Source organism: Pseudomonas morbosilactucae (assembly GCF_023241715.1).
Lineage (GTDB): Bacteria > Pseudomonadota > Gammaproteobacteria > Pseudomonadales > Pseudomonadaceae > Aquipseudomonas > Aquipseudomonas morbosilactucae.
This window is the reverse complement of sequence record NZ_JALQCW010000069.1, coordinates 57,087-68,009: the sequence shown is the minus strand read 5'-3', so window position 1 is coordinate 68,009 and position 10,923 is coordinate 57,087. Positions and strand designations below refer to the sequence as shown.

Sequence of the window (10,923 nt, the reverse complement as noted above, 5' to 3'; positions counted from 1 at the left end):
GCGCGGGGGGCTTGCCGTTGAGGTAAATGATGTTGGAGCCGAAGGCGCCCATTTGGGCCATGACCTGGCGCTTGCTGCCTTCACCGACCGCCAGCATCACCACCACCGAGGCGACCCCGATGATGATGCCGAGCAGGGTCAGGGCGGTGCGGAAGCGATTGATCCACATGACCCGCCAGGCCGCCTTGATTGCATCCAGCAGTTCGCCTTTCCAGGCGCCGTTGTGTTCGCTGCCGTCATTCAGGCGTTGGCGCAGGTCTACCGCTTGCAGGGCCTGGCCGTTGTCCGGGGTGTTGCGCGGGGCGCCGTCCTGGAGGCTGTCGCTGATGATCTCGCCGTCGCGGATCTCGATGATGCGCTTGGCCCGCGCGGCCACTTCGCGGTCGTGGGTGATGAGGATCACCACATGGCCTTGCTCGGCCAACTCGTCGAGCAGGGCCATGACCTCGGTGCCGCTGTGGCTGTCCAGGGCGCCGGTGGGCTCGTCGGCAAGAATGATATGGCCGCCGTTCATCAGTGCACGAGCGATGGACACCCGTTGCTGTTGGCCGCCGGAAAGTTGATGAGGGCGATTACCGGTACGCTCGGCCAGGCCCAGGCGGGTGAGCAGGGCGGCGGCGCGGGCGTGGCGCTCGGCGGCCGGCGTGCCGGCGTAGATGGCCGGCATTTCGACGTTTTCCTGGGCCGAGCCCGAGGGGATCAGGTGGTAGCCCTGGAATACGAAACCGAAGGCTTCGCGGCGCAACCAGGCCAGTTCGTCACCCTCTAGGTTGGCCACGTGCTCGCCGGCAAACAGGTAGTCACCGCTGGTGGGGCGGTCGAGGCAACCGAGGATGTTCATCAGGGTCGATTTGCCAGAGCCCGAGGCGCCAACGATGGCCACGAACTCGCCAGCCTGGATCGACAGGCTGATACCGCGCAGGACATCCACCCGCGGGGTGTCGATGCCGCCGTAGGATTTGCGGATGTCTCGCAGGTCGATCAGTGGGGTTGGCATTCAGCCTCCGGTGCCGGTGTTGGGGCTGATCAGCAGGTGGTCGCCTTCCTCAAGGCCGTCGAGGATTTGCACGCGCAAGCGATCGCTGACACCGGTGCGAACCTCGCGGTCCTGGACGGTGCCATTTTCCGCCACGACCTGGACCAGGCGATGGTCGGCCTGCTTGCCATAGTTCAGCGCGGAAATTGGCGCGGTGAGCACGTTCTGTGCTCGTTCGGCAACGAAAAACACCTGGGTGGTCATTTCCGCCATCAGCGCACCGTCGGGGTTATCCACGTCCAGCAGTACGGTGTAGAGCACCACGCGGCCGCCGCCGTTCTTGCTACTACTGGTTGGGCTACCGCCGCCCTGGTTGCTTTCATCCAGGGGCTTGGGCGGTACCGGAAGAATTTGCCGCACCGTGCTGCTCCATCGACGGGAGCCGCCACTGAGGGTGGTGAAGTAGGCTTGCATGCCGGGTTTGACCTGACCGATATCGGCTTCCGAAACCTCTGCCCAGACCGTCATGGGCGACAGTTTGGCGATGCGCAAAATCAATGGGGTTCGCTGTTGGGCGTTGAGGGTTTGGCCTTCCCGGGCATCCAGGGCCACCACCGTGCCGCTCATGGGGGCATAGATGCGGGTGTAGCCCAGCTCAGCCTGGTCACTACGGAGGCTGGCCTGGGCCTGGCGAATCTGCGCCTGGAACATGTCGATACGGGCCTGGGTGGCCTTGAGTTCGGCGCGTGCTGTTTGCACGTCTTCCTCTCGGGTCGCGCCACCGGCGGCAAGGTTTTGTTGGCGTTGGGATTTCTGCCGGGCCAGCTCGTTCAGGGCGCGTTGCTCCTGCAACTGGGCTTGCAGGTTTTCAATGGAATAGCGGCCGGCATCGAGTCTGGCCTGCTGGGTCGAGGGGTCGATCTCCACCAGCAACTGGCCTTCCTTGACCTGGTCACCCACCTCCACATTGATCTTATGGATTTGCCCGGAGGCTTGGGCGCCCACGTCGACATAACGACGGGGTTGCAGGGTGCCAATGGCCGTCACGCTGCTTTCAATGTCGCCCCGGGTCACTGTCACGGTGGTCAGGCTATCGCGCCCCGCTGGGATGAATTGCCAGGCGGTAAGGGCGAAAACGGGAATCAGGCAAAGTGCGGCAAGCAGGGCGCGTCGGGCGAATCGGGGACGTTTCATGCAGGGTTCCGGCCATTGTAAATCGGCCCGTCGTGCAACTACGCACCCTCAAACAGGGGGTGCCGCACGCCACCGCAGGAGCGGCAGACACGGGAAGCTGTCAGGTAAACGAGAAGCCTGGAGGGGAATTTAAGCCAGGACACATAGGGTTACAGGTGTGGAAAAGTAAAATAAAAGCGTCAAATCGACGTGATGCTTTAAATCTATATGAGAATTACTATAAATTACACCACTTCTAATCTGCCATCATCGTACTGCCGGTCTGCCGGCCATGGCCGGTCTTGCTCAAGGACAGACGTCGCCACCAGGGCGCTCGGGAGTCATGTTGGAAAACTACTATCGCGAGCTGATGAGTTTCCTTAACGCCAGGCTGGGCAACCAGCAGGCGGCAGAAGATGTGGTGCATGACGCTTATGTCCGAGTGCTGGAGCGCGCCAGCGATACGCCGATCCAGCAACCCAGGGCGTTTCTGTACCGTACGGCGTTGAACCTGGTGATCGATGGGCATCGGCGCAATGCCTTGCGTCAGATCGAATCCCTGGATGTGCTTGACGCCGATGAGCGTTTTTTTGCACCGTCGCCCCATACCAGCATCGATCACAACCAGCGCCTGGATATGTTGCAGCGCGCCCTGGCAGAGTTGCCGACGTTGTGCCGACAGAGTTTTCTACTGCGAAAACTCGAAGGCTTGTCCCATCCGGAAATCGCCGAACGCCTGGGAATTTCGCGCAGTCTTGTGGAAAAACACATCGTCAACGCGATGAAGCATTGCCGTGTTCGTATTCGTCAGTGGGACATCCACTGATCCCCGTTGGTTAAATTTTGTTTCACTGTCCTCGTTCCTCTGAGCAGACGACTTGCTGTCCCACCCCCGGGCCGGTCAGGTCATTGGCGCTTTCTCCCCGCCTTGAGGGGCTCATCCAGAGGACACTGGAAATGACACAGGCAATTGCATCGGCCATCGTTCACGACTTGATTGGTATCGGCTTCGGCCCCTCTAACCTGGCCTTGGCCATCGCGCTTGAAGAGCGTGGCCAGCGACAGGGTCCGCTGGATGCGCTGTTTCTCGACAAGCAGGCCGACTACCGCTGGCATGGCAACACCTTGGTCACCCAGAGCGAGTTGCAGATTTCCTTCCTCAAGGACCTGGTGACCCTGCGCAATCCCAGCAGCCCTTATTCCTTCGTCAACTACTTGAAACACCACGGGCGCCTGGTGGACTTCATCAACCTCGGCACTTTTTACCCCTGCCGCATGGAGTTCAACGATTACCTGCGTTGGGTCGCCGGGCACTTCCAGGAGCAGAGCCGTTACGGCGAAGAAGTGCTGGCCATCGAGCCGGTGTTGCACAACCAGCAAGTCGAGGCACTGCGAGTGATTTCCCGCGATGCCCAGGGCGAAGAATTTGTGCGCACCAGCCGTGCCGTGGTAGTCAGCGCCGGTGGCACGCCGCAGATTCCCGAGACCTTCAAGGGCCTCAAGGGCGATCCTCGGGTGTTCCACCATTCCCAGTACCTGGAGCGCATGGCCCAGCAGCCATGCGTGGCCGGCAAACCGATGAACATCGCCATCATCGGCGGCGGGCAGAGCGCGGCGGAAGCCTTTATCGACCTCAACGACAGCTTCCCCTCGGTAAAAGTGGACATGATCATTCGCGGCTCGGCGCTGAAGCCGGCGGACGACAGCCCCTTCGTCAACGAAGTGTTTTCTCCCGAGTTCACCGACCTGGTGTTCCAGCAGGCGAGCGGTGAGCGCGAACGTTTGGTCAACGAGTACCACAACACCAACTATTCGGTGGTGGACATCGACTTGATCGAACGCATCTATGGGATTTTCTACCGGCAGAAAGTCTCCGGTATTGCCCGCCATGTCTTCCGTACCCTGACCACCATCGAACAAGCCAACGCCACTGAACAGGGCATTGAGTTGGTGCTGGTGAACAAGGCCACGGGGGAGCGTAGCGTTCGTCATTACGACGCGGTCGTCCTGGCCACCGGTTACGAGCGGCAGACCCACCGCCAGTTGCTGGCGCCATTGGCAGACTACCTGGGTGACTTCGAAGTGGACCGCAACTACCGGGTCATCACCGACGAGCGCTGCAAAGCCGGCATCTACATGCAGGGCTTCAGCCAGGCCAGCCATGGCCTGAGCGATACCTTGCTGTCGGTACTGCCGATCCGGGCCGAGGAAATCGCCGCGTCCTTGTACGAACACGGCAAATCCCGCGGTCACAGCCGCTCGGTGCATGACGTGTTGTTGGCCACCGCCAGCTGATTCGTGCACCGGCCAGCCGGTCCCTGCCTTGATTCGGCAGGGGCGGCTGGCCGGCTTTTTTTCGCCCTCATCCTGCCATTCCTGAACCCTCGCTGAAGAACCGTTCAATTCCCCCTCGCGGAGCTCCCCAGGCGATTTACTCGGCCAATAGCGCGGCGTAAGCTTCGCCCGTTTTCAACCAAGCGGAGACCCAGAGTGGGTACTTGTTCGAGTGACAGTAGTCGGCCGGTTTTGTTAACCGGCACCTTCCCGGCAAGCTAACGCGCAGCTCTTTGTCTGTCGTTGCCTCGCCGTAACAGCGAGCAGCGGCATCCCGATCACGGCCCTTACGGCCGGCCTCCCGACGCCTCTCTCTACGACACTGAACAGTGCGCGATGCCCGTCATCGTCGCGCTACGAACTCGCCTGTCATGCCGGTCGGCACGACGGGTGCGGTACCTGCTGCGGGTCTTTCTGAGCTGATCGTCAGGGGACACAGCCATGAACCTCACCCTCTTGAAAGAGTTCTTTGCCGGCTTTCTGCGGACCCGGCATTTCGCCCGCCATTTTCGCCGCCTGGCGTTGCTGGAAAACTTCAGTGACGCCAGCGTCAGTCGCGATGTGCCGCCCACCCTGGCGCACACCCTGGTGGTGGCGGCCAACAGCGATGCGTCAGCGCTGCTGGACCAATTGGGCAGTCACAGTGACGGCTTGAGCGAGGCGGAAGCTGCCGCGCTGCGCGAGCGACATGGCCTTAATGAGGTCGAGCACGAGCAGCCGCTGCCAGCCTGGGTGCACCTGTGGCACTGCTATAAAAACCCCTTCAACCTGCTGCTGACTTTGTTGGCGGTGATTTCCTGGCTGACCGAGGACATGAAGGCCGCCACGGTGATTTTCTCCATGGTGGTGCTCTCGACCCTGCTGCGTTTCTGGCAGGAGGCCAAGTCGAACCAGGCCGCCGATGCCTTGAAGGCCATGGTCAGCAACACCGCCACGGTGATGCGCAGCGGTGCCGCTGCCCAGGCGACGCCGCCGGTGTTTGGCCGTTTCCAGGGGGCGGCCGCTGCCAGCCAGGGGGCTCAGCGAATCGAGCTGCCGATCAAGCAACTGGTGCCGGGGGACCTGATTGTGCTGTCGGCCGGGGACATGATTCCCGCCGATTGCCGGGTGCTCAGCGCCAAGGATTTGTTCGTCAGCCAGGCGGCGATGACCGGTGAGTCCATGCCGGTGGAGAAATTTCCTCGCCAGCAGGACGCCGACACCAGCAACCCCCTGGACCTGGACAACATCCTGTTCATGGGCACCAACGTGGTGTCCGGTTCGGCCACGGCGGTGATCCTCACCACCGGCAACAGCACCTATTTCGGTGCCCTGGCCCAGCGTGTCAGTGCCACCGACCGCGCGCCCACGTCGTTCCAGAGTGGGGTCAACAAGGTCAGCTGGCTGCTGATCCGCTTTATGTTCGTCATGGCGCCGCTGGTGTTGTTCATCAACGGTTTCACCAAGGGCGACTGGATGGAGGCGCTGTTGTTCGCCCTGTCGATTGCCGTGGGCCTGACCCCGGAAATGCTGCCGATGATTGTCACCTCGACCCTGGCCAAGGGGGCGGTGTTCCTGTCGCGCAAGAAGGTCATCGTCAAGCGCTTGGACGCGATCCAGAACTTCGGCGCCATGGACGTGCTGTGCACCGACAAGACCGGCACCCTGACCCAGGACAAGATCTTCCTGGCGCGGCATGTGGACGTCTGGGGCGAGGACTCCGATGACGTGCTGGAGATGGCCTACCTCAACAGCTACTACCAGACCGGGCTGAAAAACCTGCTGGACGTGGCAGTGCTGGAGCATGTGGAAGTGCACCGCGAACTCAAGGTCGGCACGGCTTTCCAGAAGGTCGACGAGATCCCGTTCGACTTCACCCGGCGGCGCATGTCGGTGGTGGTGGCCGAGAAGGACCGTCCGCATCTGTTGATCTGCAAAGGGGCGGTGGAAGAGGTCCTGGCGGTGTGCCAGCGGGTGCGTCACGGTGAGGCTGAAGAGGCCTTGACCGACACGTTGCTGGAGCGGATTCGTCAGGTGACTGCGGCGCTCAATGAAGAGGGGCTGCGTGTGGTGGCGGTGGCGGCGCGGCCGATGCTGGAGGGGCGCGATACCTACAGCCTGGCCGATGAGCAGGAACTGACGCTGATCGGCTACGTGGCCTTTCTCGATCCGCCCAAGGAAAGCACTGCCCCGGCGCTCAAGGCCCTGGCCGAGCATGGCGTAGCGGTGAAAGTGCTGACCGGCGACAACGAGCGGGTCACGGCGAAGATTTGCCGTGAAGTGGGCCTGGAGCAACAAGGCCTGCTGCTGGGCAACGACATTGAGGGCATGAGCGACGAGGCGCTGGCCAAGGCGGTGGAGACCACTAACGTGTTCGCCAAGCTGACGCCGACCCACAAGGAACGCATCGTTCGCCTGCTCAAGGCCAACGGTCACGTGGTGGGGTTCATGGGCGACGGCATCAACGACGCCCCGGCGCTGCGCACCGCCGACATCGGCATTTCCGTGGACAGCGCGGTGGACATCGCCAAGGAAGCCGCCGACATCATCCTCCTGGAAAAGAGCCTGATGGTGCTGGAGGAGGGCGTGCTGGAAGGACGCCGGACCTTCGCCAACATGCTCAAGTACATCAAGATGACCGCCAGCTCCAATTTCGGCAACGTGTTCTCGGTGCTGGTGGCCAGCGCCTTTATCCCGTTCCTGCCGATGTTGCCGATGCATTTGCTGGTGCAGAACCTGCTGTATGACATTTCCCAGATCGCCATTCCGTTCGATAACGTCGACGAGGAAATGCTCAAGCAACCCCAGCGCTGGCAGCCCGGGGATGTGGGACGGTTCATGCTGTTTTTCGGGCCCATCAGCTCGATCTTCGACATCACCACCTTTGCCTTGATGTGGTACGTCTTCGACGCCAATACCCCGGACCACCAGACGCTGTTCCAGTCCGGCTGGTTCGTGGTGGGGCTGCTGACCCAGACCCTGATCGTGCACATGATCCGCACGCCGAAGATTCCGTTCCTGCAAAGCCGCGCGGCCCTGCCGCTGATGGTGATGACCGGGATCATCATGGCCGTGGGGATCTTCCTGCCGATGGGGCCGCTGGCGCACTACTTCAAATTGCAGGCGTTGCCGTCGCTGTACTTTGTGTTCCTGCCGTTGATCCTGCTGGCGTACATGGCCCTGACCCAGGCGGTCAAAGGCTTTTACGTCCGGCGCTTCGGCTGGCAATAGGGGCTGTTGCCGCGCCTCTGCCTGGCGGCTGGACCGTACAGCGGCCGGGCGGGTATTCAGGCGCGGTTTTAAGAATGTTCCTAAAGCCAGTAATCCGCGATGTCCTTAGCCTTTTGCCGTTATGCAGAAGGCTGGCATCCGCGGGCCCGGATTTGACTACACAGGGTTATCAACATGGCAAACAAAGCGCTGCGTATCCTGATTGCCGATGAGCAGCATTTTTATCGGATGAGAATCGAGAGAACGTTGAACCAGATGGGCTATTACCGCATCGCGCCGGTGCACAGCCTTGAAGAACTGTTGAGTCTGGTGGAGTACGGGTGCGAGCCCTTCGATCTGCTGATTGTCAACGCCTCCCTGGGCGCACCGTCCGGGCTCGACCTCCTGGCGTTTTGCCTGAACAACCCGCAAGTCGGTCATGCTCTGGTCTATGACGGCCAGGCGTTATCGCCACCTTCGTTCAACCTGCGCAGCAAGGTCCAGATCAGCCCGGCGCGCTTGCCTGACGCGCAAGCCCTCAAGCGCCTGATGGCCCGGGTGGACCCCCCGCAGGTTCGTGGCGTGACCCACGAGGTGAGCTGGATACCGGCCTTGCATCAGGGCTGGAGGATGCTGTCGCGTTAAGCGTTAAGCGTTAAGCTGCAAGCTCGGAGCTTCAAGCTTCAAGCTTCAAGCTTCAAGCTTCAGGCTTGAAGCTCGACGTTCCAAACTCTGCCCCCCACGGCCTCCTTCGGGAGCGTGGGCGTTTCAGGTGGTCGGGCTCGCAGCCCGGCCATGCGCCGCCTTAGAAGTCCAGGGTCGCCGAGACTTTCAGGGTGCGCGGTGTACCTTGGGTCAGGTAGCCGCCGTTGGCCGAGGCCCAGTAGGCCGTGTTAGCCACGTTTTCCAGGTTGGCTCGCAGGGTGATGTCCTTTTCATCCAGCTTGAAACGGTAGCGTGAGCCGAGGTCGAAGCGGTTCCAGGTGGGCAGGCTCAAGCTGTTGCTGGCGTTCACGTACTGGCCGCCGGTGCGCAGCATGCGTGCACTCAGGGCGGCGCCTTCAACTCCCGGCACGTCCCAGTCCGCCCCGATGTTCAACTGGAAGCTCGGCACGCCCACCGCGCGGTTGCCGTCATTGACGCCGTTGACGCTGCCGTCGATGCGGGTCTTCATAACCGTGGCACCGCCCAGCAGGCGCAGGCCGCGCAGGGGCTCGCCATACAGGCTGAGTTCCACGCCCTTGTTCAATTGCTGGCCGTCGACCCGGAAGATTCCGTCCTGGGTGTAGCTGGACGGCTGCTCGATGCGATACACCCCCAGGCTGCCGCCGAAGGTGTCCATGTCCAGGCGTACCCCGGCTTCCACTTGTTTGCTGCGTACCGGAGGGAAAGTGTCCTGGTTGTTGCTGGCGCTGGTCGGTGGGGTTGGCCCCTTGGCCAGGCCTTCGATGCGGTTGGCGTAGAACGACACATATTCCCAGGGCTTGAGCACCAGCCCATAGACCGGCGTGGTGATGGACTCCTGGTAGCGGGCGGTACGGGCGCCGCTGGTGGTGTTCCAGCCATCGACGCTTATGGATTGCCGGCGCAGGCCCAGGGTCAGCAGAACCCGGTCATCGATGAAGCCCAGGGTGTCGGAGAGGGCCGCGCTCTTGAGCTGGTTCTTGCCGACAATGCGTGGGTCGTGGATGTCGCTGCCGAATGAGGTCGGCGTCGGGCGCGGCTGGGGCGTTGGGTGATAAATGTTGTTGAAGTAACGGGAGGCGGCGCCGATGTTTTCGAAGGCCGAGCGCTGTTCGCCCCACATGCCCGCGAGGCCGAGGTTCAGTTGATGGCTGATCGGCCCGGTCTGCACCCGACCATTGAGGCCGGCCATCAAGCTCTGGTTATCCTCGTCGTGGGGCGAGTACAGCATGCCGCCACGGCCGTTGCCGGCCAGGTCGTTGAGGGTGAGCGAGGAATACACACCGTTCTCCCGTGTGTGCTTGGCACCGCCAGCCACGTAGCCGGTCCAGTTGTCGCTGAAATCGTATTCGGCCCGAGCCATGCCGAAGGTGTCTTCCAGTTGCGAGTAGCTCCAGCTTTGGGCGTAGTTGCCCTTGGCAGACGGCGCGTGGGGCACTTTGTCCAGGGTGCTGGCCAGGTAGACCACCGGGCGCCCCTGATTGATGACTTGCTTCTGGTAGCCCACGTCCGCTGACAGTCGCAGGCGCTCACCGCGATAGTCCAGGCCCAGGGTGGCCAGGGTCGAACGCTGGTCTTCGTCGTCGATACGGGTCTGGCCTTCGCGTTGCAACAGGTTGAGCCGCGCGCCGAAGCGCTGGTCTTCGCCAAAGCGTTGGCCTAGGTCGATGTGCCCGCCAGTGCGGCCGCTGCCGTTGCTGTCCAGGGTCACGCTGCGGGTCGGGGTGTCGCCGGCGCGCTTGGGTTGCAGGTTGACCCCGCCGCCGATGCCGCTGCCACCGGGGGTGACGCCGTTGACGAAAGCATTCGGACCCTTGAACAGTTCCACCCGCTCCAGGGCTTCGGTGGCGATGATCTGCCGGGGCAGCACGCCGTAGAGACCGTTATAGGAAATGTCATCGCCGTTCAGGGGCAGGCCGCGAATCATGAACACCTGGGAAAAGTTGCCGAAGCCGGCAGACTGGCGCACCGATGCGTCGTTGAGCAACACGTCGCCCACGGTCTGGGCCTGTTGGTCGGCGATGGTCTTGGCGGTGAAGGCAGTGACGCTGAAAGGCACATCCTTGAGTTGCTGGTTGCCCAGCACGCCCAGGCGTGCGCCCCGGGCCACTTGGCCGCCGGCGTAGCTGTCATCGCCGTCGTCGGCTTGGGCGCTGACGGTGGTCGCTCCCAATTCCAGGGCGCCGTCGCTGGCCTGGGGCACCAGGGTGTAGCCGTTGGCGCCGCTGCTCAGGCTCAGGCCGCTGCGTTGCAACAAGCGGGCAAAACCCTCCTGCACGTTGTATTCACCCTGCAAGCCGCTGCTTTGGCGATTGCCCAGCAAGGCCGGGTCGAATGACAGCGGCACCCCGGCGCTGGCGGCGAATTGCGCCAGCACCTGGTTCAAGGGGCCGGGAGCGATGGCGTAGCGCTGGACGCTGGCCGAGCTGTCCTCGGCGGCCAGGCTTTGCGCGGTCGGTAGCAGGGCACCCAGCGCCAGGGTCACGGACAGGCCCAGGGCCTTGAGGGGGAAAACAGTCAATGAATGCAGGGGCCTGGGAGTCATTCGGGGTTCCTGTGCAACGCGT

General features: G+C 62.4%; 7 protein-coding genes. 4 read left to right on the top strand and 3 right to left on the bottom strand.

The window, feature by feature from the left end; translation table 11 throughout:
• Positions 1-997 (bottom strand): ATP-binding cassette domain-containing protein (locus tag M1B34_RS24495; RefSeq protein WP_268266441.1); only part of this gene is annotated, 997 nt, incomplete at its 3' end.
• A complete protein-coding gene (locus tag M1B34_RS24490; RefSeq protein ID WP_268263140.1) occupies positions 998-2,170 on the bottom strand; it encodes an efflux RND transporter periplasmic adaptor subunit in 1,173 nt (390 codons plus the stop codon).
• Positions 2,171-2,492: 322 nt separating this feature from the next.
• Here M1B34_RS24490 and M1B34_RS24485 point away from each other — a divergent pair, with 322 nt between their 5' ends.
• The 4 genes from M1B34_RS24485 (at position 2,493) to M1B34_RS24470 (ending at position 8,317) form a co-directional block, all read left to right on the top strand.
• Positions 2,493-2,975, top strand: coding sequence for a sigma-70 family RNA polymerase sigma factor (locus M1B34_RS24485; protein ID WP_123335119.1), 483 nt, complete (start codon positions 2,493-2,495; stop codon positions 2,973-2,975).
• A 131-nt stretch (positions 2,976-3,106) separates the two neighbouring features.
• Positions 3,107-4,444 (top strand): lysine N(6)-hydroxylase/L-ornithine N(5)-oxygenase family protein, encoded by a 1,338-nt coding sequence (locus M1B34_RS24480; RefSeq protein WP_268266440.1) that lies wholly within the window; start codon positions 3,107-3,109, stop codon positions 4,442-4,444.
• Between the two features lie 480 nt (positions 4,445-4,924).
• On the top strand, positions 4,925-7,693 hold the full coding sequence (gene mgtA, locus M1B34_RS24475; protein WP_268266439.1) for a magnesium-translocating P-type ATPase: 2,769 nt from the start codon (positions 4,925-4,927) through the stop codon (positions 7,691-7,693).
• Positions 7,694-7,867: 174 nt separating this feature from the next.
• Positions 7,868-8,317, top strand: coding sequence for an ANTAR domain-containing protein (locus tag M1B34_RS24470; RefSeq protein ID WP_123335125.1), 450 nt, complete (start codon positions 7,868-7,870; stop codon positions 8,315-8,317).
• A gap of 160 nt (positions 8,318-8,477) precedes the next feature.
• Here the strand turns inward: M1B34_RS24470 and M1B34_RS24465 are convergent, their stop codons facing one another.
• The gene (locus tag M1B34_RS24465) at positions 8,478-10,901 is read right to left on the bottom strand and encodes a TonB-dependent receptor (protein ID WP_268266438.1); all 2,424 of its coding nucleotides are present in this window, start codon (positions 10,899-10,901) and stop codon (positions 8,478-8,480) included.
• Positions 10,902-10,923: the final 22 nt, after the last annotated feature.